Here is a 23,840-nt window from a genome sequence, read left to right on the forward strand (position 1 = left end):
GGGCGTCGCAGGCAGGAATGCATCGATGAACCCCCTTGTTCTGATCCCCGCGCGGATGGCCGCGACCCGCCTGCCCGGCAAGCCTCTGGCCGACATCGGCGGGCAGCCGATGATCGTCCGCGCCTGGCGCCAGGCCGCGGCCTCCGGCCTGCCCGTCGCCGTCGCCGCCGGCGACCCCGAGATCGTCGAGGCCGTCGAGGCCGCAGGGGGCGTCGCCGTCCTCACCGATCCCGATCTGCCGTCCGGGTCGGACCGCATCCGCGCGGCCTTGGACGCCCTCGATCCGGACGGCCGCCACGACGCGGTCATCAACCTGCAGGGCGACATGCCCTTCGCGGACCCCGACCTCGCCGTCGCCTGCGCCGGACTGCTCGAGGCCGAACCGGACTGCGACATCGCCACCCTCGTCGCTTCGGAAGCCGACCTGTCCGACCGGGCCAATCCTGACGTGGTCAAGGCGGTGCTGGCCCTGCCCGAGGGCGCCCGCCACGGCCGCGCCCTCTATTTCACCCGCTCGACCCTGTACGGCGACGGCCCCGTCTGGCGCCACGTGGGCCTCTACGGCTATCGCCGGGCCGCCCTCGAACGCTTCTGCGCCGCCCCGCCCTCGCCGCTCGAGCGCCGCGAGAAGCTGGAGCAACTCCGCGCCCTCGAAATGGGCCTGCAGATCTGGGCCGCCGTTATCGACGAAGCCCCCCTGTCGATCGACAATCCGGCCGATCTGGTGGCGGCGCGGGCCCGGACCTGACCTCGCCTCCGCCGCGAGGTTTTGTCAGTTGCGGGGCATTGGTCTCTGCGACATTGTCGGCGACAGGCATCGGCCAGAACCGATATCCATCCGATTTCCCGAACCTTTTCGCCCAATGGGGGGCTCCGATGATGAAATTCCTTGCGGTCGCGACCGTCACCTTGGCGATGCTCGGCGCCCCCGCTGTCGCGCAGGACAGATCGGGCGGCGGCTTGGTGAAGGCCCAGCTTGACGCCATTCCCGGCGAGTTCGGGGTCTCGGAAGTCGTCCCGCGGCTCGCGGGCCGGCTCGCTACGGGCGGCAAGCATACGGCCCGTCTCGACGTGTCCGGCGGCCAGGCCATATTCGTCGGCGTGTGCGATGGCGGCTGCAGCGATCTCGACCTCATCGTTCGCGACGCCTCGGGCCGTGAACTCGGTCGGGATGTCGAAATGGACGACATACCCATGGTGGTGATCGAGGAAGCGGCGGCCGGGCGCTACTCCGTGGAGGTCTTGATGGAGGCCTGCACCGGGCAATGCGACTGGGGCGTCGGCGTCTTCCGCTAGACCTCGAACCCGTCCGCCCACGCCTGCATCAGCGTCCGCGCGATGGCGATCGGCGGCGGCGCCTTGATGGTCGGATGCGTCCCCGCCAGACAGGCCCGGGCCTCGTCCCGCGTCAGCCACGCTACCGCCTCCAGCTCCGTCTGGTCCGGCGCGGCGTCCTCCGAATCGACCTCGCAGACCAGGCCGATCATCAGCTGCGACGGGAACGGCCAAGGCTGACTGGAGTGGTAGCGCACCGCCGTCACCGTCAGCCCCGCCTCCTCCGCGATCTCGCGCGCGCAGGCCTCCTCGATGGTCTCGCCCGGCTCGAGAAATCCCGCCAGCGCTGACATCCGCCCCTCGGGCCAGCTCGCCTGCCGCCCCAGCAGGCAGCGCGGCTCGTTTCCGCCCAGATAGACCGCCAGCATGATAGTCACCGGATCGACGCGCGGGAAATGCTCGCTCCCGCAGGCCGGGCAGACCCGTTTCCAGCCGCCGCAGGCGTCCTGGCTCTCGATCCCGCACGCCGCGCAGAAGCCGTGCCGCCGCCGCCAGTCGAACAGCGACTTGGCCGTCCCCGCCATGGCCGCGTCCGGGCCCGGCAGCAGCATCGCCGCCTCGCGCATCTCGTGAAACTGTCCGACGCCCCGCAGCGGTCCCGCCGTCGGATCGACCGAGCCCTCGATCTCGACCGCGAACACCGGCGCGCCCTTCCACAGCCCGAGGAACAGCTCCCGGTCCAGCGCCGTCGCCCTTGCCTGCGCCATCGGCAGCCAGGCCAGCCGGGGCTCGCCCCCCGCCTCCAGCAGCGGCCGCCCTTCCCACAGCACCATCGCCAGCGCCTCCGGGTTCGCCCCCTGCGCCGCCAGCCAGTCCGGATCGTTCCGCCGCTCCCCCGCCCGATCGAGCGGATTGCCGGCGAAGGTGTTCAGGGCGGGGAGGGGCATGGGGCCTGTCTAGCAAGGCGCCGCTTGCATCCGCGACCCGGAATCGTCATATCCGGTCTCGGAGATCGCGGGCGAAGGCTTCGCCAACCTGGTCAGGGCCGGAAGGCAGCAGCCACAACGAATTCCCCTTCGGGTCGCGGTCTCCACCCTCCTCCCTCTTTCGTGCGCTAACGCTCGCGACGCGGTCGCTCGCTGCTTGAGCGGGTGCGCGCCTGTCTCCTCCCCACGCAGTGGGGAGGGGGACCCCGAAGGGGTGGAGGGGCGAAGCGGCCGCACCGGCGTCCGACAGACCCACCCACAACTCCCTTCCCTCAACCCCTTCGCCCCTGCGCGCCCCCGCGCTATGACCATTCCATGAGCGACGTGGAACCGAGTCTCGAAGGGCCTCCGTGGGAGGAGGACGCGCCCGAAGCGGAGGAGCGCGACCCCAACACCGACGACATGTTCGGTGCGCCCGAGCCCGCCGGCATGCGCGAGGCCGAAGCCGCCGCCGCGCCCGGACCCGAAGCCCCGCCCGCTGACAAGGCCCCGGCGAAGCCCGGGCCGAAAGCCGCGAAAACCGCGCCCGCCGACGACGGTCCCGCCGCCCACGCCGACGACGGCGAAGCCTACACCGTCCTGGCCCGCAAATACCGGCCGCGCACCTTCGGCGACCTGATCGGTCAGGAGGCCATGGTCCGCACCCTGACCAACGCCTTCTCGACCGGCCGCATCGCCCACGCCTTCATGCTCACCGGCGTCCGCGGCGTCGGCAAGACCACCACCGCCCGTTTGCTGGCCCGCGCCCTCAACAACGAGACCGACGTCATCGACCGGCCGTCGCTCGAGCTCACCGCCCACGGCCGGCACGACGCCGCCATCATGGCCGGCCAGCACATGGACGTGGTCGAGATGGACGCCGCGTCCCACACCGGCATCGACGGCATCCGCGACATCATCGACAGCGTCCGCTACGCCCCGGTCGAGGCGCGCTACAAGGTCTATGTCCTCGACGAAGTGCACATGCTGTCGAACCAGGCCTTCAACGCCCTGCTGAAGACGCTGGAAGAGCCGCCGCCCCACGCCAAATTCATCTTCGCCACCACCGAGATCCGCAAGGTGCCGGTGACCATCCTCAGCCGCTGCCAGCGCTTCGACCTGCGCCGCGTCGAGCCCGAGATCCTCGTCGAACACCTCGCCCGCATCGCCGACCGCGAGGGCATGAAGATCGAGCAGGACGCCCTCGCCCTGATCGCCCGCGCCGCCGAGGGCTCGGTCCGCGACGGCCTGTCGCTGCTGGATCAGGCCCTGGTCCAGGGTGAAAAAGGCGAGACCGTCCCGACCACCGTCGTCCGCGACATGCTCGGCCTCGCCGACCGCAGCCAGACCATCGCCCTGTTCGAAGCGGTCATGGCCGGCCGCACCCCCGAGGCGCTCGAACTGTTCCGCACCCTCTACGGCTATGGCGCCGATCCCGTGCAGGTGACCAACGACCTGCTCGAACACTGCCACGCCGCCTCGGTGGCCAAGATGCTCGGCCCCCAGGCCACCCGCCTGCCCAACGACCAGGCCCAGAAGCTCACCGCCCTCGGCGCCGTCATCTCGGCCGGCACCCTGGCCCGCGTCTGGCAGATGCTGCTCAAGGCCCTCGACGAGGTCCGCCGTGCGCCCAATCCGGCCGACGCCGTCGAAATGGCCATCGTCCGCCTCGCCTACGCCGCCGACCTGCCCGGGCCGGAAGAGGCGCTCAAGGCCCTGCGCGACGGCGAACCCATGCCCGGCGGCGGCTCGGCCCCGCGCGGCCCGTCCGGCGGCGGCGGCGGCGCCTCGGCCCAGCTCGCGGCCCGCCCGGTCGCCGCGCCTGCCCTGCCCGACCCCCAGTCCTTCGAACAGGTCGTCGCCCTCATCGGCGAGAAGCGCGAGGTCGGCCTGCAGATGGACGTCCAACGCTACGTCCGCCCCGTCGCCTTCAAGCCCGGCGCCATCACCTACGAAAGCATCGAGGGCGCGCCGATCGACCTCGCCCGCCGGCTCGCCTCGCGGCTGCGGGAATGGACCGGCCGCACCTGGCTGATCGCCGCCAACGGCCAGGGCGGCGGCGAGACCATGATCGAGATCGACCGCCGCAAGCGCGCCGAAGAACGCGCCCAGGTCGAGGCCGACCCCTTCATCGTCGCCGTCATGGAGGCCTTCCCGGGCGCGAAAATCGGCGAGATCAAGACGGTCGCCGCGCCGGTCGAACTGCCGGTCATCCCGGACGAGGCGGCGGAGGACTAGGGCGGCCCGCTCGTCCCGGGGACCCCGGCGCTGGTCGGATCGCTAGGCGGGCGGGCTCCAGTAGCCCCCGTCCAGGAGCTCCGGATTTGTGCGCTCGATCCCTTCGACAAGAGCGCTCGCCAACGGCATTTCGGGCTTCCATCCGGTCGGCCAACCCAACCGACGGGTGCTTTCCCGAAGGATTCCGTCACCGCTGTTGGCCGAACGCGTCAAGGCCGAAACGAGAAGGTAGGTGCTGATCGAGCCTCGCTCGCCCCGGCGCCAGGCGGCCAACCGCGACCGCGCCAGGCACAATTGACCGTGGAATTCGACCGCGCGCCCGGCGAGGTCCGTCGGCAATCGCCACAGTGACGGGATGAGGCCCGGATAGGTCTGGGGTTCCGTCAGCGAATAGCGGTCAAGTACGTCCTGATCGATGATTCGACCGTCGGCCTGGCGGCTGCAGATCGCTTCCGCCAGTTCCGCCACCTCTCGGCTCAGCCCGAGTGTCTCGGAACGGAGAATGCTCAGCAGCTTTTGGCGTCGGCGGCAGCCGGACAGGACCGCTGCCGACGCGGCCGCCGCCGCCAGAAGAATCCCGGCGATACCCAGGATCCCGATATCCGCCGCTTCCATGCCCGTCCCTCCCGCGTGTCGCGACTTGGAAGATAAGGCGTGAAGGGATGGCGACCACCACGCCACGCCTGATTCCGTCGGAAATCATTTTCCGTCAGACCGGCGCCGGAATCGCCCGATCCCGCGCCCTACAGAATCCGCGCCGCCTCCTCGAACGCCAGCCGCGGCGACCGCGGGAACAGGTTCTCGTCGGTGCCGTAGCCCAGGTTGACGATGAAGTTCGGCTCCACCGTCGTGCCGGCGAAGAATTCCGCCTTCACCCCCTCGGCGTCGAAGCCCGACATCGGCCCGACGTCCAGCCCCAACGCCCGCGCCGCCAGCAGGAAATAGCCGCCCTGCAGCGAGGCGTTGCGGAAGGCCGTCTCGCGCCGTCCGGCCTCGTCGGCGAACCAGTCCCTGGCGCCCGGCGCATGCGGAAACAGCTTCGGCAGCTGGTCGTGGAAGTCGATGTCCTGGCCGATGATCACCGTCACCGGCGCCTGCGCGGTCTTGGCCCTGTTGCCCTCGCCCATCAGCGGGATCAGCCGCGCCCTGGCCTCGGGCGAGGTGACGAACAGGAAGCGCGCCGGCGTCGCGTTGACCGCCGTCGGTCCGAATTTGGTCAGGTCGTACAGCTGGTGCAGCAGCGCTTCCGGCACCGGTCGGTCCGACCAGGCGTTGCGGGTGCGCGCCTCGGTGAACAGCTGGGCGAGGGCGGCGTCGGACAGCGGACGGTCGCGGACGGGGGCGGCGTCGAAAGCCATGGGAAGTCTCCTGATCTATATTCGCAACAGTTACGAATACGAATTAGGAGGTCGGGCGGATCATTCAAGAACACCCTCTGTTACTATTTTCGCCCGCGACCGTCCGCCGCGCCCTTGCGGCCTCCCGACCGCGAGGCCTATCTAGGGCCCATGAAAGACCTCAACGCCCTGATGCAGCAGGCCCAGGCGATGCAGCAGAAGCTGCAGGACGCCCAGGCGAAAATGGCCGAAACCACCGCCTCCGGCAGCTCCGGCGGCGGCCTCGTCACCCTGGACCTCAAGGGTCCCGGCGAGGTCACCCGCGTGGTCATCGACGACAGCCTGATGGTCCCCGGCGAGACCGAAATCCTAGCCGACCTGATCGTCGCCGCCCACGCCGACGCCAAGCGCAAGCTGGACGAGGCCAATTCCGCCCTGATGCGCGAGGCCGCCGGCCCCATGGCCGGGATGAACATCCCCGGCATGCCCAAGCTGTTCTAGGTGGCCGCCTCCGCCGGGCCCGAAATCGAGCGGCTGATCTCGCTCCTCGCCAAACTGCCCGGCATGGGTCCGCGCTCGGCCCGGCGCGCCGCCCTCGCCCTGCTCAAGAAGCGCGATCAGTTGCTGGTCCCCCTCGCCGCCTCCCTGCAGGAGACCGCCGACAAGGTCGTCTCGTGCAGCGTCTGCGGCGCGCCCGACACCCGCGATCCCTGCTCGATCTGCTCCGATCCCGCTCGCGACAACGGGCTGATCTGCGTGGTCGAGGAGGCCGGCGCCCTGTGGGCCATGGAGCGCTCCGGCGCCTTCCGCGGCAAATACCACGTCCTCGGCGGCCTGCTTTCGGCCCTCGACGGCGTCGGCCCCGATGCGCTCCGGGTCGCCGAACTGACCGGCCGGGTGCGCGGCGGCGAGGCGAAGGAGGTCGTCCTGGCCCTGCCCGCCACCGTCGACGGCCAGACCACCGCCCACTACCTTGCCGAACGCCTCGCCGGCTCGGACGTCGAGATCACCTCCCTCGCCCGCGGCGTCCCCGTCGGCGGCGAACTCGACTGGCTCGACGACGGGACGATCATCCAGGCGTTGCGGCAGAGACGACCGGCCTAAAAGGCGTGCTCGAGCGTTGCGGCGCCGCTGCCGGTCTCGATCGCCGAAAAAACCATCCAGCCCGGATAGTCCAGGTTCAGATAGGCCCAGAACCAGTCCTCGCCGGGTTGGAAACCCGCTCCTTCAGCCAGCGCCAGCGGATCTCCCCCCGACAGCAGGCTCGCAACCGCCGCCGCGTCCAGGGATATTGAAACCGCGTCCGCCGACAGGGGGCTGTGCAGCGAAAGGGTCCCACCGCCCCGGGCCGGTCCGTAAAGGCTTTCCATGGCTGTCCCATAAACCGTCGACCGGTCACCGGCACGGGCCGACAGCACCATCCAGTGACTGTGTTTGCCGGGCCGGCCCTGATGCATCACCCCAAGCGAGCATTCGATCGGCAGGCTAGCGCCTCCGCGCACCTCGACGCCCTGAGCGGTGACGATCCGGCTGGGCATCGGCCCGTCGGTCCGCGAAACCCGCAGGGTCTCTATACCGTCGACCGGCGCCTCAACGCGCTCGCCCGACCGGAAGGGCCGAACGCCCGCTGGCAACTCCAGCTGATAATCGCCCGGTTCGCTGTCCGGATAAACGATCACCGACCGTCGGCGACCGGGCATCGGCGCCAGCGCCATCACCGCATCGCGCGCGCCCTCGACCATGTCCGTCTGGTGCGCCGCATAGTCGAAATTTGAGTGGGTGACCTGACGGTCCCGGCCGTCGGTGGTTTCATTGCCCACCAGCATCCGGGTGAAGGCCCGCGCCAGAACGAACTCCAGCGCGGCGTTACCGGGTTGCCCTCCCAGGAAGGCCTCGAGCTCCGGAAAAACATTAGCCGGCATCAACCGGACGCTTTGGTAGGGGCGCAGTTCGCCCAGAGGCAGGTCGGCGTGACGAACATCACCGGCGGCGTTGACGATCCGTACCTTCACCGTCTGGGCCGGCTGGATCTCGTACCCATTGTGAAAGACGCAGAACGATCGGACGCCGGGCCGGTCGCGCAGGGTGAAGCCGCTCTCCCGGCCCCTCTCGATGGTCTTGCCGTTCTCGACCTCCATCGGGCTGTAGATGCGACCGTAGCTGTGCACCATGGAAAGGCCGTCAGCAGTCTCGTAGATGGCCATGATGGCGGGGTAGGGGATGACGAGATTGCGGTTGGAGAAGACCTCGACCTCGACGGACCCCTCGGTCTCATCGCCCAGGTCTACAAGGTGATTTATTACCGCGCGACCTGCCCAATCGATCGCTTGCCGCGCCAGTACAGAGCCGTCCATGCGCCGGGTGGTGATGACCACGGCGACCTCCAATCCCCGCTTGATCCGCCAGTAGTTCATAAAGCTGAGGGTGGTCGTCTCATGATCTCGCGCTGTCGCCCAAAAGATCGCGGCTGACCGAAAAATCAGGCCGAAAGCGGCCGCATAGTTCTGCTTCTGGTCGATCAGCAGTCGTCGGGTCATGGGGCGTCCTTTCGATTCGCTGATCGTGCAGCGGGCCGGCGAGGGGTCAAGGCTGGTCAGAAATGGGCGTCAGGCGCCAGCGAGGCCCGTGGCTAAGGCGCACGACTCTCTCTAAAGAACGGAGCATGAACGCTTCTCTCGTCGCCTTTTTCGCCGCCGCTATCGTCGCCGTCCTCGCCCTCGGCTGGGCCCTGATGGAGCGCCGTCGCGCCGCGGCGGCCGAGGCGCGAAACTGGGAGCTCCGCGAACGCCACGTAGAGACCGAGGCGCGGATGAAGCTGTTCGAGGATCAGGCGGCAACCTCGGCGGAGCTGCTCCGCGCCCAGGCGAGGGAGTCGGCTTCGACGGTCGCCGAGGAACTTCTCAAACGGACCGACGAGACCTTCCGCAACCGCGAGCTGATGGCCCGCGAGCGGATGGAGGCCCAGCTCAGGCCGGTCGCCGACACTCTCGCCAAATTCCAGGAACACGTCGCCGCGCTGGAAAAGGTTCGCGCCGAGGAGACCGGCGGGCTCAGGGAACAGCTGCAGCTGCTGATGACCGCTTCGACCGCCACCCGGGACGAGGCGCGCCGCCTCACCGAGGCGCTGAAGGGCAACACCGGACGCCGCGGCCGCTGGGGCGAACAGACCTGCCGCAATGTGCTCGAGGCCGCCGGCATGGCGGGGCGCTTCGACTTCACCGAACAGACCTCGACCGCCGACGACCAGGGCCGCCAGCAACGCCCCGACTTCGTCGTCCGCATGCCCGGCGGCGGTATGTTCGTCATCGACGCCAAGGTGCCGCTGGCCTTCCCCGACGCCGCCGACGGCGACGAGGAAGCGCAGGGCCGCGCCGCCTCGATGCGCACAGCCGCCAGCATGAAGACCCACGTCCGCCAGCTGTCGTCCAAGGCCTATCAGGACCAGTTCAAGCCCAGCCCCGACGTGGTGGTCATGTTCGTGCCCGGCGAATCCTTCCTGTCCGCCGCCCTCGACCATGAGCCCGACCTGATCACCCAGGCCATGGACGCCCGGGTGCTGATCGCCACCCCCACCACCCTGTTCGCCCTGTGCAAGGCGGTCGCCTACGGCTGGCGCGCCGAGGAGCAGTCCAGGAACGCCGAGCATGTCGCGAAGCTGGGCAAGGAGCTGTACAAGCGCCTGTCCGTCATGGGCGGCCACGCCGCCGCCGTCGGCCGCGCCCTCGACACCGCCGTCGGAAAATACAACCAGTTCGTCGGCTCGCTGGAGAGCCAGGTCATGGTCTCGGCGCGCCGCTTCGAGGATCTGCACGTCGACCACGAAGGCAAGGACCTGCCCGAACTGCCGCCGGTCGAGGGCTCGCCCCGCTCCCTGTCCCGGCCCGAGCTCATCGCCGCGCCCAAGGACCCGGCCGACGACGTCGCGGCCGAATAGGTCGGTCAAGACTCGCGGACATTTAGACAAGGCTGCTTGACACAGCCCCGTCGCGATGTAAAACACCCTTGTCACCGCGATACGGAGCCTTTCGATGACCCCCGGCCAGAAGCCCAAACGCCCGTTCGGCCTCGGGGCCTATCTCCTCCTGATCGGCGGTGTCAGCCTTATCGCCGGCGTCATGGGCGGGATCACCGCCGTCGTCGAAGAGGCGCCGGATCCGATCGGCCCCGTCGTGTCGGCCGTCGCCATGACCGCGACCATGGCCGCCGCCTTCGCCGCCTGCATCTGGTGGTGGCGCGGAATCGACGAAGCGGCCCGCGAAGCTCACAAATGGGCGTGGTGGTGGGGCGGGACCGGCGGGACGGCGCTCGGCGCCATCCTGCTGACCACTCTCAGCCTCCGCGACGCCGAGGCCACGCCGCTGCAGGTCGGGCTGACGGTCCCGGAGCTGGTCACCGCCGGAATGCTGACCATTCTGCTGTTCCAGATCGCCGGCTACGCCATCGCCTGGGCCGTCTGGTGGCTGCGGACGCGGTGAGGGCAGACAGATGAACAACCGCCTCAAGGTGCTGCGCGCCGAGCGCGACTGGAGCCAGGCTCATCTGGCCGAACAGCTCGGCGTCTCGCGCCAGACCGTCAACGCCCTGGAGACCGGTCGCTACGACCCCTCCCTGCCCCTCGCCTTCAAGATCGCCCGGGTCTTCGGCCAGCCGATCGAAGCCATCTTCATCGACGCCGAATGACTCTCATCCAACCCTTCCCGACCCAAGGACCTGAAATGACGCTCAAGAAACGCCTCAAGACCACCGTCTCCACCCTCGGCCGCGCCACCCTCGGCGCCGTGCTGGGCCTCGGCCTCGCCGCCGCCGTCATCTCGCCGGTCCACGCCCAGATGGTGACCCCGCCGGTCGCCGACGAGACCCCCGCCATCCGCGCCATCCCGCCCGCAGAGGGCCGCGGCCCGGCCCTGTGGGTGATCAAGGACGAGGACTCGACCCTCTATCTGTTCGGCACCGTCCACCTGCTTCGCCCGACCACCGGCTGGGGCACGGCCCGCATCGACAACGCCTTCAACAGCGCCGACCAGCTGGTGCTGGAGATTTCCAACCCCGACGATCAGGCCGCTCTCGTTCCGCTGGTCATGCAGCACGGCATGTCCCCGGCCACACCTCTCTCCAGCCTGCTGACCGCCGACGAGGCGGCCGCTCTCGACGCGGCTGCAAAGGAAATCGGCCTTAGCGCCGCCCAGATGGACCCGTTCCGTCCGTGGTTAGCGGCCCTGACCCTGTCGGTCGCGCCGCTGCAGAAGGCCGGCTACGATCCGGCCTCCGGCGTCGAGCTGATCCTCAAGGCCCGCGCCGAGGCTGCCGGCAAGCCGGTCACCGGCTTCGAGACCATCGACGAGCAGATCCGCATCCTCGCCGGCTTCCCCGAAGAGGATCAGTTGGCCTTCCTGCGCAGCACGCTCGAGGGCTATGAGACCGCCACCGTCGAGCTGGACAAGCTGGTCGACGCCTGGGCCGCCGGCGACGTCGACGCCATCGAGAGCCTCGGCGTCGAGCCGATGCGCGAGAGCGGCGAGGAACTCTACCAGGCGCTGCTGGTCCGCCGGAACACCAACTGGGCCGACCAGATCCAGACCATGCTGGAGGGCTCCGGCACCGCCTTCATCGCCGTCGGCTCCGCCCACCTCGTCGGCGACGACAGCGTCCAGGAAATCCTCGAGGCGCGCGGCGTCGAGGTCGACGTCGCCCCGTGACGAACTGGAAGGCCCGGCCGCCCCGCCGGGCCTTTCCTTTTGCCCGCGCGAGGCTATGGTCCGCGTCCGATCGGCGACCCGGTCGCGGCCGTAGTTCAGAGGTAGAACGTCAGCTTCCCAAGCTGAATGTCGCGGGTTCGATTCCCGCCGGCCGCTCCATTCCCGCCTCAAAGCGGACACGCCGGGGCCCCCAGCCTTGCGGCGAATTAATCCACCTGTCCCGCTTGTAACTGGAGCCCCTCCAACGGTGCGCGCAGGGTCCCCGCGACAGGGAGAGGGACCATGACCAAGACCATCTGGCTGGCGACCGCCGCCGTTTCCATGCTTGCGGGACCCGTCTTCGCGCAGACCACGCCGGGCCAGTCTCCGACCCCGGACAGCGCCGCCCGGACCCCGGTGCCGACCGGCCCGCTTCAGTCCGCCCCCGAGGTCGACGCCGCGCAGCAGGGCGTGCTGATCTTCGAACCGGCCTTCTTCGCCGATTCGCGACCGGACACGGCGCTTGACATGATCGCCCGCCTGCCCGGCTTCGGCCTCAATACCGGCAACAGCGGCACGCGCGGCTTCGCCGGCGCCGCCGGCAATGTGCTGATCGACGGCGACCGCCCCTCCTCCAAGAGCGACAGCCTCGACCAGGTGCTGCGCCGTATTTCCGCCGACAGCGTCGAGCGCATCGAGCTGATCCGCGGCGGCGCGCCGGGCATCGACATGCAGGGCCAGTCGGTCGTCGCCAATGTCGTCCTGAGCCGCGCGGTCACCGTCGAGCGGGTGCTGGAGTTCAGCAACTACATGTACCCCGACGGCTATATGGGCCCGATCCTGGCCGGCCAGTATTCCCGCCGCGAAGGCGACAACTCGATCGAGGGTTCGATCAGCGCGACCACGGACCGCACCGACGGCACCGGCGAGGGCTTCCGCCGCCGCTATGACGCCTCGGGCGCCCTTGTTCAGGACGCCGACCTGATCCTGTGGGATCGCTTCCGCAACGTGCGCGCCACCGGCGCCATTCAGCGACCGGTCGCGGGCGGCAAGCTGCGCGTGAACGGCGTGCTCGGCTGGTTCGGCCGCGAAAGCACCCAGGATCTTCGCATCGTTTCCGGCCCCGGTCCGGACAATTTCAACGAGGAAGAATCGGACTCGGTCAGCGGCGAACTCGGCTTCAACTGGAGCAGAGACCTTTCGCCCCGTTTGGGTCTCGAACTGGTCGGTTTGCAGCGCTACGGAACCGAGGATTACGTCGGCGTCGCCAGCAGCGGTGGCGGCAACACCGCCACCTTCTCGGCCGAAGGGACCCAGGGCGAGTCGATCGCCCGCGCCGTGCTGCGCTTCCGGCCGAATGACCGCTGGGCCTTCGAGGGCGGCGGCGAGATCGCCTACAACTTCCTCGACAGCGCCACCGCCTTTGAGGAAAACGGCGTCCCCATTCCGCTGCCGTCCTCTTCGGTCAAGGTCGAGGAGCTGCGCGGCGAGATTTTCAGCCAAGCCACCTGGCGGCCGAGCCCCAAGCTGACCATCGAGGGCGGCCTGCGCGTCGAGGTCTCCGAGATCAGCCAGTCCGGCGACAGCGACGAGACCAAGTCCTTCGTCTATCCCAAGCCACGCCTGCAACTGACCTGGACCCCGTGGGAAGGCCATCAGTTCCGCTTCCGGGCGGAGCGGGAGGTTGGGCAGCTGGACTTTGGCGACTTCGTCGCCTCGGCCGATATCGACATCGGCCAGGTCGAGGGCGGCAATCCCGAACTCGAGCCGGACAAGACCACGGTCTTCGAAGCGGTCTATGAACGCCGCTTCTGGGGCGAGGGCGCGCTGACCCTGAGCTACGAACACGGCGAGGTCGAGGACGTCATCGACGTCATCCCCCTGACCGGCGGCTTCGACGGCGTCGGCAATGTCGGCGACGGTTCGTTCGACGTCTACCAGGTTCGTCTGACCCTGCCGCTGGACAAGCTGGGCGTCTCCAACGCCCGCCTTGAGGCGCGGACGACCTGGGTCCATACCGAGGTGGTCGACCCCGTCACCGGCGAGACCCGCCGCTTCCAGGGCAACCAGGCCTTCGGCTGCGGCGTCAGCTTCAACCACGACCTTCAGGGCGGCAAATACGCCTACGGCTTCGACCACGGCTGCAATGTCGACAAGGGCCGCATCTTCCGGGTGCGCGAGGTCCGCGCCCTCTACGCCGAGCCCTTCGTCACCCTGTACGGCCAGTGGAAGCCCTCGTCGGACCTGACGGTCCGCCTCGATGTCGGCAACGCCACCGACCGGGAGCGCGGCTATGACCGCGACATCTACGCCGGCCCGCGCGACACCGCCCCGCTGGCCTTCCGCGAGGTGCGGCGCTCGAAGATGAGCCCGTGGCTGTTCCTGCAGATCAGAAAGACCTTCTGAGCGGGCGCAGGGAATTCGAAGACGCCGCGAGGACGAATTCGAGGACACCGGAGTGGGACAGCAGAGACGTGCGATACGTCCTCTCCCCACAGTCGGGCAAGAAAAAGGGCGGAGCCGCGAGGCCCCGCCCTTCTTTCCTGGATCCCGTCGCCCGATCAGGCGGGGGTGCTGGCTCCCGGCCGGGCGACGTTGCCGTCCTCCTGGCCGCGATCCGTGACCGTCGGTCCCGGATGGTTGCCGGCGTCGTTGGCGCCGTGCGACCAGCCCTTGATCAGGAAGCTGATCAGGATGAAGGCGACGCCGATGCCGACGCCCCACCAACCCAGCTTGCCGAAGCCGTCCAGCGAGGTGGCCAGAGCCCCCTGCGGGTCCAGCACCTGACCGCCGACCGTTTCGGTGCCCATCAGACCGGCGATCTGGCCGCCGACGAACTGGGCGATCGAGCTGGCCAGGAACCACACCGCCATCATGAAGCTGACCACGGAGGGCAGCGACAACTTGGTGATTTCGGACAGGCCGACCGGCGACAGGAACAGCTCACCCGTCGTGTGCAGCATGTAGAGCATGGCCAGCATGATCAACGGCATCTGGAAGGCGCTGTCGACCATGCCCGAACCGGCGGCCCAGACCACGACCAGGAAGCCGAGACCGACCTGCACGAGGCCGAGACCGAACTTCATCGTCGGATTGGGATCCATCTTCTTCGAGGCGAGGAAGGCCCACATCGCCGCGAAGATCGGGGCGAAGATCAGGATGAAGCCGGCGTTGAACGACTGTACCTGCGCCGCCGTGATGGTGGCGTCGATCCAGAAGCCGGAGGGCGTGATGCCCGCCGCCGCCAGCTGGGCCGGCGTGCCGACGGTGAGGCCGAGGAACTGCATCGCCACGGGGGTGATGGTCAGGTCCACGTTCCGGTCGGCGAACAGGTTCAGCGAGGTGCCGGCCTGTTCGAACAGGGTGAAGAAGACCACCGCGCCGAAGATCAGCACCAGCGCCAGCATCATCCGTTGGCGCTCAACCCAGGTCTTGCAGACGCCGGCGATGACCCAGATGATCGCCGCCAGGGACAGCACGGTCGAGATGCCCAGAACCCAGCCCACGAGGGCGTTGCGCTGGACCATGAACCACACGATTCCGACCCCGAGGATGGCGGCGATATAGATCAGCCACTCGCGGTTGATCGGCCCGAACACCGGACGCTTGATCAGCTCCGGGTTCGGCGGCTCGCCGTTGCCCTGCAGCAGCGGCTTGCCGAGCACGAAGACGATCAGGCCCGCCAGCATGCCGACGCCGGCCAGGCCGAATCCGGCCCACCAACCCACCGTCTGCCCCAGAAGGCCGCACAGCACCGCGGCCCAGAAGGCCCCGAGGTTGATGCCGTAGTAATAGAGGGTGAAACCGGAGTCCCGGCGCGGATCACCTTGCGGATACAACTGGCCGACGATCGTCGAAATGTTCGGCTTCAAGAAGCCGACCCCCATGATGATCAGCGAGATGGCGAGGTAGAAGACGTTGACGCCATTCTGGTCGCGGGTCTGCTCCAGAGTGTAGGAGCCTTCCGCGAGAACCGGCGGCAGGCTGGCGCCGGCCGGCAGGTCCGTCAGCGCCAGGCCTCCGCCCTCGGCGGGCGTGAAGCCGTAGCGTTCGCCGTCGATCATGATGCCGACATCGCGCGCCGCGCCACGGCCCTCGCTGACGACTTCATACTGGGCGCCGGCGTAGGTCAGGGTCTCGGTCGCGGGCCGGCCTTCGAAGGCCATCATGCCGTGGCCGGCCACCAGCAAGACGGCCCCGAAGGCGATGGCCTTGCGGGTGCCGATGTAGCGGTCGGCCATGATGCCGCCGATCAGCGGCAGCAGATAGACCAGCGAGGTGTAGGAGCCGTAGGTCGACGACGCCATGGCGTCATCGAACAGGAAATGCTGGGTCAGGAAGAAGATCAGGATGCCGCGCATCCCGTAGTAGGAGAACCGTTCCCACATCTCGGCGAAGAACAGGATGATCAGCCCTTTCGGGTGGTTCTTCAGGATCTGGATCAGGACGGGCACGCCCGTCAGCAGGGTGACGATCAACCCCGCCATGATTACGATGTTGAGACTCATGCGGTTTCTCCCACCGCTCGCCAGGCTTGAAGCCCGACAAAGACGCCAAGGGCGCCCCCTCCATCCGTTCTAATCAACGGCTCACTCCCGAATTGCTGCGCCCCACCTGGCGCGCCAGGCCGCATAAGCAGCACGGCGCGCAAGACCGGACAAGAGTTAAGGGTAAATTGGCCGTGAGTGGCGGTGGACGACCGCACACGGCAGGATGGGCTGGAACAGGGGATTCGGGTCATGAGGACGCCGCCGCGCCGGTCCGTGCTGCTGGGATTGGGGTCCGCCGCGGCCGCCGGTCTGGGCCCGCAGGCCTGCGCCCCCGCGCTGCGATCCCCGGCCGGCGACGCCGTCGCGGCCGGCCAGCCCGCCGCCTTGCTGATCTGGGCCGTCGCGCGCGAGCGGCTGGCCGCATGGCCGCGCAAGCCTGACGCCGCCTGCCTCGCCGCCCTGCCCGCGCCGGCCGCCGGCCTGCCCGAGACCGGCGCTCTCGCCGGCGGCGGCGGCCGACCCGCCTCGCCCGAGGTCATCGCCGCCCTGAAACCGCGACTGATCATCGACTATGGCGACGCCGATTCCGAACATCGGGGGCTCGCCGCGCGAATGCGGACCCGACTCGGCGTCGAGTGGCGATTGATCGACGGCGCCCTGCCCCGCATCCCCGACGCCTTCCGCGAGGCGGGCCGGCTGCTGGGCGCCGTCGATCGGGGAGCGAACCTGGCCGATGCGGCCGCCGAAGTCATCGAACGCTGGCGCCAAGCCCCGCCCGGGCCCGCCTTCTACTATGCCCGCGGAGCCGACGGGCTGGAGACCGGCTTCCGCGGCGCGCTCGCCACGGAAGTCCTCGAGGGCGCCGGCTGGACCAATGTCGCCGAGGGCTCGCGCGACATCGGGCGGGTCACCCGCGAACAGGTCGTCGCCTGGGACCCGGAGGCGATCGTCACCCTCGATCCGGCGTTCGCCAGAGCCGCCGCCGACGATCCCCTGTGGCGCCGCCGGCGCGACGGCAGCCGACGCCGTCTGCTGCTGCTGCCCGAAATTCCGTTCGGTTGGATCGACCGTCCACCCTCGGTCAACCGCCTGCTCGGCTGCGCCTGGCTGGCGGATCCCGAGGCGGCCTGGATGGCGTTGGCCCGCCTCAGCCGGAGCCTTTACGGCCTCGCTCCAGGCGAAGTCCCGCGACCGCGGTGGATCCCCTGACCCGGCAGCGCGGCCCGGCCGCTTCGCTGGTCCTTGCCTTGCTGGCGCTGGCCGGCGCGGCGACGGTGCTCGCCACCGGTCCCCTCGCCGCACCGCCGGAAGCCCTGATCGCGGCCCTGTTCGGCGAGGGCCCGCCCGAGGCCGAACTGGCCCTGGCCCTGCGCGGTCCGCGCCTGCTCGCCGCCATGACCTGCGGCGCCGCCCTGGCCGGGGCCGGAGCCGGCTTTCAGATCCTGTTCCGCAATCCGCTGGCCTCGCCCGACCTGCTGGGCGTGACGTCCGGGGCGGGCTTCGGCGCCGCCCTCGCCCTGCTGCTCGGCGCCGGCGTCTTCCTGACCCAGAGCGCCGCCTTCGCCGGCGGCCTCCACGCCGGAGCCCTCGCCGTGGCCTGCGCCGCCCTGACCCGCAGCGGCGACGGCCGCCTCGCCCTGATCCTGTGCGGCATCGTCGTCGGGGCGCTGGCCACGGCGGGTCTCGGCGTGGTCGTCATCGCCGCCGAGCCCTATTCGCAACTGCCCTCGATCACCTGGTGGCTGCTCGGATCCTTCACCCGCGCCACGGGGGCCGAGGCCGTCCTCGCCCTCGCCCCGGTCGCCCTCGGCGCGGCGATCCTGCTCGCCCTCGGCTTCCGGCTCGACGTGCTCTCGCTCGGCGACGAACAGGCTCGTTCGCTGGGCCTGCGCGCCACGCCCCTGCGCCTGCTCGCCCTCGCCGCCGCCGCCCTGATGACCTCGGCCGCGGTCGCCGTGGCCGGGGTGGTGGGCTGGATCGGCCTGCTTGCCCCACACGCCGCCCGGCGCGTGGTCGGCGAGCGGGCTGGCGCCCTGATCCCCGCCTCGATGGCCGTCGGCGCCCTGTTCGCCCTGCTCATCGACCGGCTGTCCACCGCCTTCGGCCCGGTCGAAATTCCCGTCGGCCTGCTGTCCGCCGCCGTCGGCGCCCCCGCCTTCCTGATCCTGTTCGTCGTCACCTCGAGGCGGGCGTGAGCGGGCTCGTCCTCGAAGCCCTTGTCGCCGGCCGCGTCGCGCGCGGAGGCGCCGATTTCCGCCTGCCGCCGCTCGATCTGGCCGCCCGGCCCGGCGAGGTCATCGCCCTGATCGGCCCCAACGGCGCGGGCAAGACCACCCTGCTGAAGACCGTCGCCGGACTGATCCCGCCGCTGGCCGGCCGCGTCAGCCGCCCCGGTCCGGTCGCCTACCTGCCGCCGCCCGGCGCCGTCTCGGCCGGCTTCTCAGCCCTGCATCTGGCCGCGCTCGGCCGCGCCGGGCGCCGTCGCTGGTCACCCGGGCTCGCCCCCGAGGACATCGAAGCCGCCCGCGCCGCCCTCGCCCGGCTCGAGGTCGCCGATCTCGCCGACCGCCCGTTCGACCGCCTGTCCAGCGGCCAGCAGCAGCTGGTCCTGATCGCCCGTCTGTTTGTCCAGGACGCCGCCGTCTGCCTGCTCGACGAGCCGCTGGCCCTGCTCGACCCGGCCCACGCCCAGGCGGTCGAGGCGGCCATCCGCGCCCTCGCCGCCGAGGGCCGCATCGTGCTGGCCTCCAGCCACCATCTCCCGTTCGCCGCCCGCGCCGACCGGGTGCTGGCCATCGGCCCTGACTGGATCGAGGCCGCCGCCCCGGCGCACGCCCTCAGCCCCGACCGCGTCCGCGCCCTGTTCGGCGTCGAGACTCCCGGCTGCCCCTGCTGCGGTCAGGCCTTGAGTTGATTATCAGGAGTGGGATTCAGGCTTCGACGAGATCCAGTCGGCGCTCAATTCGATCGAGACGTTGACCGAAATGATCCATCTGGCGGGTCATCGAGACGAAATTCTCTTCCATCGAGGTCATGCGCGTCCTCATATGGCGCATGTCTTCCTTGAGGTTTGAAATATCCTCCTGGATGCGCTGAAGCATCGGAACGACAATCTCGGTCACCTCGGACATGGGGCGAACATAGCGTGAAAATGGAGAATCACCAATGAACCGCTGGTTCGCTGCCCTCGCCCTGATGGTCCTTACAGTCGGCCCCGCCGCCGCGCAGGACGCCCCCCGCTGGTCCTTCGCCATCCACGGCGGGGCCGGGGTGATCGAGCGCGACAGTCTGACCCCCGAACAGGACGCCGCCTACCGCGCCGCCCTGCACCGGGCGCTTGAGGCCGGCTCGGCCGTTCTCGCCGACGGCGGCTCCGCCCTCGACGCCATCCAGGCCGCCATCGAGCAGATGGAGGACGATCCGCTGTTCAACGCCGGCCGCGGCGCCGTCTTCACCGCCGCCGGGCGCAACGAACTGGACGCCGCCGTCATGGACGGCTCGAACCTGCAGGCCGGAGCCGTCGCCGGCCTCACCGTCACCCGCCACCCCATCGCCGCCGCCCGGGCCGTGATGGAGCAGTCGCCCCACGTCATGCTGATCGGCGAGGGCGCCGATACCTTCGCCGCCTCGGTCGGGCTGGAGCAGGTCGACCCCGCCTTCTTCTTCACCGAGCGTCGCTGGCGGGGGCTGGAAAGCGCCCTGCGCAGTCAGAACCAGCCGATCCCCGCTCGTCCCGACGGCGCGCCCGGCCCGCAGGCTTCAGCCGACCTGCCCCAGCCGCCTCTCAACGAGCGCAAATTCGGCACCGTCGGCGCCGTGGCCCTCGACAGCCAGGGCCGGCTCGCGGCCGGCACCTCGACCGGCGGCATGACCGCCAAACGCTGGGGCCGGGTCGGCGACGTGCCGGTGATCGGCGCCGGCACCTACGCCTCCAACCGCGACGGTTGCGCCGTCTCAGCCACCGGCGACGGCGAGTATTTCATCCGCGCTTCGGTCGCCCGGGACATCTGCGCCGGCATGGGACAAACCTATGCCCACTGGGATTTCCCGAACTCTGCTGAGCGAGCAGCAGACGCGATCGAGTGCGAGGCTTGGGGCGAACCTGCGGATATCTGCGCGGCTAGTCCCGGCCCACAATGGGCCAGAGCCGAGATCGAACAGGTCGAGGCATTGGGCGGCAGCGGCGGCGTGATCGTCATGAACCGCGACGGCCGGCCCGCCTTCGCCATGAACACCTCCGGCATGTATCGCGGCGCCGTCTCGGCGAATGAACCCGCCCGCGTGGCCATCTACGGCGACGAGGCGCTGCGTCCGTGATCGCCAACCGCGACATCCCCGGCGTCATCGCGCCGCCGCCGCTGATCTACATCGGCTTCCTGCTGGTCGGCTGGGCGATCTTCCGCTTCGCCAACCCCGAGGTGCTGGGCGAGGCGGCCCTGTGGCTGAAGCTCGGCTTCGGCCTGGAAACCCAGACGCGCCGCTACGTCTCCCTGGCGCTGATCATCGGCGGCCTGCTGCTGGACGGCGCCGCCGCCGGCTATTTCCGCCGCCTCGGCACCGCCGTGGAGCCGTGGAAGCCGAGCACCGTCCTGGCGACCGACGGCCTTTTTCGCTTCAGCCGCAACCCGATCTACCTGGGCTTCGCCATCACCTATGTCGGTCTCGCCATCGCCATGGACAGCGTCCTGACGCTCCTCCTTCTGATCCCCTGCCTGTTCGTCGTCGACCGCTTCGTCATCCAGCGCGAGGAGCGCTATCTGACCGCCAAATTCGGCGCCGATTACGAGGCCTACCGCGCCCGGGTGCGGCGATGGCTGTAGCCCCCGACCCCCGCGACGAGCTCTCCCTGATGGCGATGGAGGAGCTCGACGCCGCCTGCGGCCTGGCCTGGCCCGAGATCAAGGCCATCACGCCGTGGGGCGACAGCTTCACCGGCTTCGCCCCCTCCGGCCGCGAGGTCGAGGTCGAGCGCCGCTACCTCTGGGCCCACGCCCCCGAAGGCGCCGTCTCGGTCGAGGTCGAGGTGCGCGACGTCGGGGCCCGCACCGGGGCCGAGGCCAAGGCCCTGATCACCCCCGACTGAGCCGGGCGCCGCTGCGGTCGAATCCGCGCCGCCGTTAACCTTTACCGTTGCCAAGCGGAATGGCCGGGGCAAGATGGGCCGTCCGCGAACGGCGGTCGCCCGGCGGAGGCGCTCATGTCCTACAGCGAAGATTTCGCCGCCGTCGACACGGCCGGCGCCCCCCTCGATCCGACCATCATGATCGGCGCCGATCCGATGGTTTGGGGCGCGATCCTGCTCGCCCTCGTGGTGGCGGCCCTGGTGGGCTGGCTGATCGGACAGGGCGCACGGTCGAGACGGAACGACGCCGCCCACGCCATCTGGCAGGCCGTCGACGACGCCGCCAAGGCCGCCATGAAGGCGGACACCGAGGCCCTGCCGGCCCGCGCCTCGGAACTGCGTCGCGTGCTGCGGGCGCGACTCGGCCGGACCCTCGCCTTCGGCGGCGAGTTGGGTAAACGGGCGGCGGCGCTCGACAAGGCCCTCGACGGCGAGGGCGAGGACAAGACCCGTCACCCCGCCGCGCCCGCGCCCGATTCCGGGGCGGGACACGGTCACGACGGCCACGGCGCCGGCAAGGACGATCACGCGGCCGCCCCCTCCAACGCCGCCAGCGTGACCATCGTCTCCGTCCACGCCCCCCCGGGGGCCGCTCAGTCGCACCCGGCCGACCACGGCAAGCGACCGATGACGACCAAGGAGCGCAACGACGCCCTGCGCCTCGCCGTCGCGGACTTCAACGACCACTGGCGCCACCGGTCGGCCCGCGAGGACGACATGCGCGCCATCGTCGCCGAACTGTGCCATCCCGGGCCGCCCCGCCCCCGCCTCAGCCACGGCGGCGACCACCTCTGACGCAGGCGGTTCCCCCCGGCGCGGAAACGTCTTAAGCCAGAGGCATGAAACTCGCCTCGCTCAAGCACGGCCGCGACGGCCGCCTCGTCCTCGTCTCCAACGACCTCGCCTGGTTCACCGACGCCTTCCTGATCGCCCCGACGCTGCAGGCGGCGCTGGACGACTGGGAGCGGGTCGAGCCCGACCTGCGCGCCCTGGCCGAAAGCCTCGAACACGGCGGCGTGCCGCGCGGCCGCTTCCACGAGCGCGAGGCCGCCTCGCCCCTGCCCCGCGCCTATCAGTGGGCCGACGGCTCGGCCTATGTGAACCACGTCGAACTGGTGCGTAAGGCGCGCGGCGCCGAAATGCCCGCCAGCTTCTGGACCGACCCGTTGATGTACCAGGGCGGCTCCGATGGCTTCCTCGCCCCGCGCGATCCGATCCCGCTGGCCGACGAAAGCTGGGGCTGCGACCTCGAGGCCGAGGTCGTGGTGGTCACCGGCGATGTGCCCCAGGGCGTGTCGCGCGAAGAGGCCTTGACCCACATCCGCCTCGTCGGCCTCGTCAACGACGTCAGCCTGCGCAACCTGATCCCGGCCGAGCTGGGCAAGGGCTTCGGCTTCGTCCAGTCCAAGCCGGCCTCGGCCCTGTCGCCGGTCTTCGTCACCCCGGATGCGCTCGGCGACCGCTGGGCCGACGGCAAGCTGAAGGGCGAACTGACCGTCCAGCTGAACGGCGCCGACTTCGGCAAGGCCGACGCCGGGACCGACATGACCTTCGACTTCGGCACCCTGATCGCCCATCTGGCCAAGACGCGGACTCTGTGCGCCGGCACCATCATCGGCTCGGGCACCGTCTCCAACCGCGACGCCGACGGCGGTCCGGGCAAGCCGGTCAGCGAAGGCGGCCTCGGCTACTCCTGCATCGCCGAAGTCCGCACCGTCGAGACCATCCTGCACGGCAAGGCCGAGACCGAATTCCTCAAACACGGCGACACGGTCCGCATCGAAATGCTCGACGACCAGCACCACTCCATCTTCGGCGCCATCGAACAGACGGTGGCGCCTGCGTGATGCGCGACGTCGTCATCGCGGCCGTTCTGGCCATGATCTCGGCGCCCGCCCTCGCCCAGGACACCGGCGACGACTGGGATTATGGCGAGGACTCCGCACGCAAGCTCTCGATCGCCGCCGTCAGCTTCGAGAATTTCGGCGTCGCCGTGCGCTGCATGGACGGGAACCTGAGCGTCGTCCTCTCGGGCTTGCCGGTGGCGACGGGAACGCGGAAGGTCAGGTATCGCATGGGCGACGGTGAAGAGAGCGACGGCGAGTGGATATCGGGGCGCGACAGCAGCTCCGCCTTCACCGTCTGGCCGCGCTTCGTCGCGGCGGGAATGAGCCGCGGCGGTCGGCTTGCCTTGAGCGTGCCCGACGGGGACGGGACGCGGCAGTATGCGGTCGACCTTCCGGCGTCGGGCGCGTCGATCAGTCGTGTCTTCCGCAACTGCGGTCACGATCTGGAGGCCGCGATCGCGGACACGGCGCCAAGCCGCGAGGACCTCGGCGGTCTCGTCTGGCGCCGGACGCCGGAACCTGACTTCCCGTCCCGGGCCTCATACGACGTCGGTCTCGCCGGCATCACCTGTCGCGTGCGCGACAACGGCCGGCTGCGAGATTGCCGGGTCGAGAGCGAGTTCCCGGAAGGCAGCGGGTTTGGCCGCGCCGCGACCTACGGCGCCCACCGCACGGGACAGGTGGCTCTCGTTGACGGCTCGACCGGCGACATGGCCGGGCGGCGGGTGTCCTTCATGGTGCGGTACCAAGCGTTGAACTGGCACGACTAGCCCAGCCGTCGCAACGCCGCCTCCAGCGCCCGCTCCACCGGCACGGTCACGTCCGGCTGCACGCCGACGCCCTCCCAGTTGGTCCCCGTCACCGGATGCCGCGCCTCGCCGATCGGCATGA

At 69.9% G+C, this 23,840-nt stretch carries 26 protein-coding genes, 1 tRNA gene and 1 other RNA gene; 21 read left to right on the forward strand and 7 right to left on the reverse strand.

The window, feature by feature from the left end:
- Positions 1-25 precede the first annotated feature (25 nt).
- Together HNQ67_RS10890 and HNQ67_RS10895 are read left to right on the forward strand one after the other, a co-directional pair.
- A complete protein-coding gene (locus HNQ67_RS10890; RefSeq protein ID WP_183255265.1) occupies positions 26-748 on the forward strand; it encodes a 3-deoxy-manno-octulosonate cytidylyltransferase in 723 nt (240 codons plus the stop codon).
- A 128-nt stretch (positions 749-876) separates the two neighbouring features.
- On the forward strand, positions 877-1,296 hold the full coding sequence (locus HNQ67_RS10895) for a hypothetical protein (RefSeq protein ID WP_183255267.1): 420 nt from the start codon (positions 877-879) through the stop codon (positions 1,294-1,296).
- Here the strand turns inward: HNQ67_RS10895 and nudC are convergent.
- Positions 1,293-2,222: an NAD(+) diphosphatase gene (gene nudC, locus HNQ67_RS10900; RefSeq protein WP_183255268.1), complete on the reverse strand. Its 930-nt coding sequence runs from the start codon at positions 2,220-2,222 to the stop codon at positions 1,293-1,295. The genes HNQ67_RS10895 and nudC overlap by 4 nt on opposite strands.
- 57 nt (positions 2,223-2,279) lie before the next feature.
- On the opposite strand from nudC, the gene ffs reads away from it, so the two are divergent.
- An RNA gene (gene ffs / locus HNQ67_RS10905) (signal recognition particle sRNA small type) lies at positions 2,280-2,373 on the forward strand.
- A 203-nt stretch (positions 2,374-2,576) separates the two neighbouring features.
- Entirely contained in the window at positions 2,577-4,478 is a 1,902-nt protein-coding gene (locus HNQ67_RS10910) for a DNA polymerase III subunit gamma/tau (protein ID WP_183255270.1), read from the forward strand.
- Between the two features lie 42 nt (positions 4,479-4,520).
- Here the strand turns inward: HNQ67_RS10910 and HNQ67_RS10915 are convergent, their stop codons facing one another.
- Both HNQ67_RS10915 and HNQ67_RS10920 read right to left on the reverse strand, forming a co-directional pair.
- Entirely contained in the window at positions 4,521-5,093 is a 573-nt protein-coding gene (locus HNQ67_RS10915) for a hypothetical protein (protein ID WP_183255271.1), read from the reverse strand.
- A gap of 128 nt (positions 5,094-5,221) precedes the next feature.
- On the reverse strand, positions 5,222-5,836 hold the full coding sequence (locus HNQ67_RS10920) for a malonic semialdehyde reductase (RefSeq protein ID WP_183255272.1): 615 nt from the start codon (positions 5,834-5,836) through the stop codon (positions 5,222-5,224).
- A 150-nt stretch (positions 5,837-5,986) separates the two neighbouring features.
- Between HNQ67_RS10920 and HNQ67_RS10925 the strand changes: the two genes are divergently transcribed.
- Together HNQ67_RS10925 and recR are read left to right on the forward strand one after the other, a co-directional pair.
- On the forward strand, positions 5,987-6,316 hold the full coding sequence (locus tag HNQ67_RS10925; RefSeq protein WP_183255273.1) for a YbaB/EbfC family nucleoid-associated protein: 330 nt from the start codon (positions 5,987-5,989) through the stop codon (positions 6,314-6,316).
- A complete protein-coding gene (gene recR / locus HNQ67_RS10930; RefSeq protein WP_183255274.1) occupies positions 6,317-6,919 on the forward strand; it encodes a recombination mediator RecR in 603 nt (200 codons plus the stop codon).
- Here the strand turns inward: recR and HNQ67_RS10935 are convergent.
- Positions 6,916-8,352, reverse strand: coding sequence for a hypothetical protein (locus tag HNQ67_RS10935; RefSeq protein WP_183255275.1), 1,437 nt, complete (start codon positions 8,350-8,352; stop codon positions 6,916-6,918). The genes recR and HNQ67_RS10935 overlap by 4 nt on opposite strands.
- 125 nt (positions 8,353-8,477) lie before the next feature.
- Here HNQ67_RS10935 and HNQ67_RS10940 point away from each other — a divergent pair, with 125 nt between their 5' ends.
- From HNQ67_RS10940 to HNQ67_RS10965, 6 genes are all read left to right on the forward strand, one after another.
- Positions 8,478-9,749 carry a DNA recombination protein RmuC gene (locus HNQ67_RS10940; RefSeq protein ID WP_183255276.1) on the forward strand — a complete coding sequence of 424 codons (1,272 nt, stop codon included), beginning with the start codon at positions 8,478-8,480 and terminating at the stop codon, positions 9,747-9,749.
- A gap of 94 nt (positions 9,750-9,843) precedes the next feature.
- Entirely contained in the window at positions 9,844-10,290 is a 447-nt protein-coding gene (locus HNQ67_RS10945) for a hypothetical protein (RefSeq protein ID WP_221247857.1), read from the forward strand.
- 10 nt (positions 10,291-10,300) lie between these two features.
- A complete protein-coding gene (locus HNQ67_RS10950) occupies positions 10,301-10,495 on the forward strand; it encodes a helix-turn-helix transcriptional regulator (protein WP_183255277.1) in 195 nt (64 codons plus the stop codon).
- 35 nt (positions 10,496-10,530) lie between these two features.
- Positions 10,531-11,511, forward strand: a complete 981-nt coding sequence (locus tag HNQ67_RS10955) for a TraB/GumN family protein (RefSeq protein WP_183255278.1) — start codon at positions 10,531-10,533, stop codon at positions 11,509-11,511.
- Between the two features lie 84 nt (positions 11,512-11,595).
- Positions 11,596-11,670, forward strand: a tRNA-Gly gene (locus HNQ67_RS10960).
- 123 nt (positions 11,671-11,793) lie between these two features.
- Positions 11,794-13,896, forward strand: a complete 2,103-nt coding sequence (locus HNQ67_RS10965) for a TonB-dependent receptor plug domain-containing protein (RefSeq protein ID WP_183255279.1) — start codon at positions 11,794-11,796, stop codon at positions 13,894-13,896.
- Positions 13,897-14,051: 155 nt separating this feature from the next.
- Here HNQ67_RS10965 and HNQ67_RS10970 read toward each other — a convergent pair whose 3' ends face one another.
- Positions 14,052-15,998 (reverse strand): peptide MFS transporter, encoded by a 1,947-nt coding sequence (locus tag HNQ67_RS10970; protein WP_183255282.1) that lies wholly within the window; start codon positions 15,996-15,998, stop codon positions 14,052-14,054.
- Positions 15,999-16,229: 231 nt separating this feature from the next.
- Between HNQ67_RS10970 and HNQ67_RS10975 the strand changes: the two genes are divergently transcribed.
- The 3 genes from HNQ67_RS10975 to HNQ67_RS10985 are packed head-to-tail and all read left to right on the forward strand — an operon-like array spanning position 16,230 to position 18,894.
- Positions 16,230-17,189 (forward strand): TroA family protein, encoded by a 960-nt coding sequence (locus HNQ67_RS10975; protein WP_183255283.1) that lies wholly within the window; start codon positions 16,230-16,232, stop codon positions 17,187-17,189.
- Positions 17,177-18,175, forward strand: coding sequence for an iron chelate uptake ABC transporter family permease subunit (locus HNQ67_RS10980; RefSeq protein WP_183255285.1), 999 nt, complete (start codon positions 17,177-17,179; stop codon positions 18,173-18,175). Before HNQ67_RS10975 ends, HNQ67_RS10980 begins: the two co-directional genes overlap by 13 nt.
- Positions 18,172-18,894 carry an ATP-binding cassette domain-containing protein gene (locus HNQ67_RS10985; RefSeq protein WP_183255287.1) on the forward strand — a complete coding sequence of 241 codons (723 nt, stop codon included), beginning with the start codon at positions 18,172-18,174 and terminating at the stop codon, positions 18,892-18,894. Before HNQ67_RS10980 ends, HNQ67_RS10985 begins: the two co-directional genes overlap by 4 nt.
- A 16-nt stretch (positions 18,895-18,910) precedes the next feature.
- Here the strand turns inward: HNQ67_RS10985 and HNQ67_RS10990 are convergent, their stop codons facing one another.
- Complete coding sequence (locus HNQ67_RS10990) at positions 18,911-19,111, reverse strand: hypothetical protein (RefSeq protein ID WP_183255289.1); 201 nt, start codon at positions 19,109-19,111, stop codon at positions 18,911-18,913.
- 34 nt (positions 19,112-19,145) lie between these two features.
- Here HNQ67_RS10990 and HNQ67_RS10995 point away from each other — a divergent pair, with 34 nt between their 5' ends.
- The 6 genes from HNQ67_RS10995 (at position 19,146) to HNQ67_RS13660 (ending at position 23,719) form a co-directional block, all read left to right on the forward strand.
- Complete coding sequence (locus HNQ67_RS10995; RefSeq protein WP_183255291.1) at positions 19,146-20,297, forward strand: isoaspartyl peptidase/L-asparaginase family protein; 1,152 nt, start codon at positions 19,146-19,148, stop codon at positions 20,295-20,297.
- The gene (locus HNQ67_RS11000; protein ID WP_183255293.1) at positions 20,294-20,800 is read left to right on the forward strand and encodes a methyltransferase; all 507 of its coding nucleotides are present in this window, start codon (positions 20,294-20,296) and stop codon (positions 20,798-20,800) included. Before HNQ67_RS10995 ends, HNQ67_RS11000 begins: the two co-directional genes overlap by 4 nt.
- Positions 20,791-21,063: a hypothetical protein gene (locus HNQ67_RS11005; protein ID WP_183255295.1), complete on the forward strand. Its 273-nt coding sequence runs from the start codon at positions 20,791-20,793 to the stop codon at positions 21,061-21,063. The genes HNQ67_RS11000 and HNQ67_RS11005 overlap by 10 nt, the downstream gene beginning before the upstream one ends.
- Positions 21,064-21,177: 114 nt before the next feature.
- Positions 21,178-21,897, forward strand: coding sequence for a hypothetical protein (locus tag HNQ67_RS11010; protein ID WP_183255297.1), 720 nt, complete (start codon positions 21,178-21,180; stop codon positions 21,895-21,897).
- Between the two features lie 44 nt (positions 21,898-21,941).
- A complete protein-coding gene (locus tag HNQ67_RS11015; RefSeq protein ID WP_183255299.1) occupies positions 21,942-22,949 on the forward strand; it encodes a fumarylacetoacetate hydrolase family protein in 1,008 nt (335 codons plus the stop codon).
- The gene (locus HNQ67_RS13660) at positions 22,949-23,719 is read left to right on the forward strand and encodes a hypothetical protein (protein ID WP_246347555.1); all 771 of its coding nucleotides are present in this window, start codon (positions 22,949-22,951) and stop codon (positions 23,717-23,719) included. Before HNQ67_RS11015 ends, HNQ67_RS13660 begins: the two co-directional genes overlap by 1 nt.
- Here HNQ67_RS13660 and HNQ67_RS13775 read toward each other — a convergent pair.
- Complete coding sequence (locus tag HNQ67_RS13775) at positions 23,716-23,838, reverse strand: hypothetical protein (protein ID WP_281380687.1); 123 nt, start codon at positions 23,836-23,838, stop codon at positions 23,716-23,718. The two genes, HNQ67_RS13660 and HNQ67_RS13775, sit on opposite strands and share 4 nt — an antisense overlap.
- Between the last annotated feature and the right edge of the window lie 2 nt (positions 23,839-23,840).

The sequence above is a fragment of the Brevundimonas basaltis genome (genome assembly GCF_014202075.1).
In the GTDB taxonomy this organism is placed as follows: Bacteria; Pseudomonadota; Alphaproteobacteria; order Caulobacterales; family Caulobacteraceae; genus Brevundimonas; species Brevundimonas basaltis.

Coding starts and splice junctions, on each gene's coding strand:
- HNQ67_RS11005 (WP_183255295.1), top strand. CDS start 20,791: ATGGCTGTAGCCCCCGACCCCCGCGACGAGCTCTCCCTGATGGCGATG.
- HNQ67_RS11010 (WP_183255297.1), top strand. CDS start 21,178: ATGTCCTACAGCGAAGATTTCGCCGCCGTCGACACGGCCGGCGCCCCC.
- HNQ67_RS13775 (WP_281380687.1), bottom strand. CDS start 23,838: ATGCCGATCGGCGAGGCGCGGCATCCGGTGACGGGGACCAACTGGGAG.
- HNQ67_RS10965 (WP_183255279.1), top strand. CDS start 11,794: ATGACCAAGACCATCTGGCTGGCGACCGCCGCCGTTTCCATGCTTGCG.
- HNQ67_RS10925 (WP_183255273.1), top strand. CDS start 5,987: ATGAAAGACCTCAACGCCCTGATGCAGCAGGCCCAGGCGATGCAGCAG.
- HNQ67_RS10955 (WP_183255278.1), top strand. CDS start 10,531: ATGACGCTCAAGAAACGCCTCAAGACCACCGTCTCCACCCTCGGCCGC.
- HNQ67_RS13660 (WP_246347555.1), top strand. CDS start 22,949: ATGCGCGACGTCGTCATCGCGGCCGTTCTGGCCATGATCTCGGCGCCC.
- HNQ67_RS10915 (WP_183255271.1), bottom strand. CDS start 5,093: ATGGAAGCGGCGGATATCGGGATCCTGGGTATCGCCGGGATTCTTCTG.
- HNQ67_RS11015 (WP_183255299.1), top strand. CDS start 21,942: ATGAAACTCGCCTCGCTCAAGCACGGCCGCGACGGCCGCCTCGTCCTC.
- HNQ67_RS10890 (WP_183255265.1), top strand. CDS start 26: ATGAACCCCCTTGTTCTGATCCCCGCGCGGATGGCCGCGACCCGCCTG.
- HNQ67_RS10950 (WP_183255277.1), top strand. CDS start 10,301: ATGAACAACCGCCTCAAGGTGCTGCGCGCCGAGCGCGACTGGAGCCAG.
- HNQ67_RS10920 (WP_183255272.1), bottom strand. CDS start 5,836: ATGGCTTTCGACGCCGCCCCCGTCCGCGACCGTCCGCTGTCCGACGCC.
- HNQ67_RS10910 (WP_183255270.1), top strand. CDS start 2,577: ATGAGCGACGTGGAACCGAGTCTCGAAGGGCCTCCGTGGGAGGAGGAC.
- HNQ67_RS10995 (WP_183255291.1), top strand. CDS start 19,146: ATGAACCGCTGGTTCGCTGCCCTCGCCCTGATGGTCCTTACAGTCGGC.
- HNQ67_RS10935 (WP_183255275.1), bottom strand. CDS start 8,352: ATGACCCGACGACTGCTGATCGACCAGAAGCAGAACTATGCGGCCGCT.
- HNQ67_RS10945 (WP_221247857.1), top strand. CDS start 9,844: ATGACCCCCGGCCAGAAGCCCAAACGCCCGTTCGGCCTCGGGGCCTAT.
- HNQ67_RS10940 (WP_183255276.1), top strand. CDS start 8,478: ATGAACGCTTCTCTCGTCGCCTTTTTCGCCGCCGCTATCGTCGCCGTC.
- nudC (WP_183255268.1), bottom strand. CDS start 2,222: ATGCCCCTCCCCGCCCTGAACACCTTCGCCGGCAATCCGCTCGATCGG.
- HNQ67_RS10895 (WP_183255267.1), top strand. CDS start 877: ATGATGAAATTCCTTGCGGTCGCGACCGTCACCTTGGCGATGCTCGGC.
- HNQ67_RS10975 (WP_183255283.1), top strand. CDS start 16,230: ATGAGGACGCCGCCGCGCCGGTCCGTGCTGCTGGGATTGGGGTCCGCC.
- HNQ67_RS10970 (WP_183255282.1), bottom strand. CDS start 15,998: ATGAGTCTCAACATCGTAATCATGGCGGGGTTGATCGTCACCCTGCTG.
- HNQ67_RS10990 (WP_183255289.1), bottom strand. CDS start 19,111: ATGTCCGAGGTGACCGAGATTGTCGTTCCGATGCTTCAGCGCATCCAG.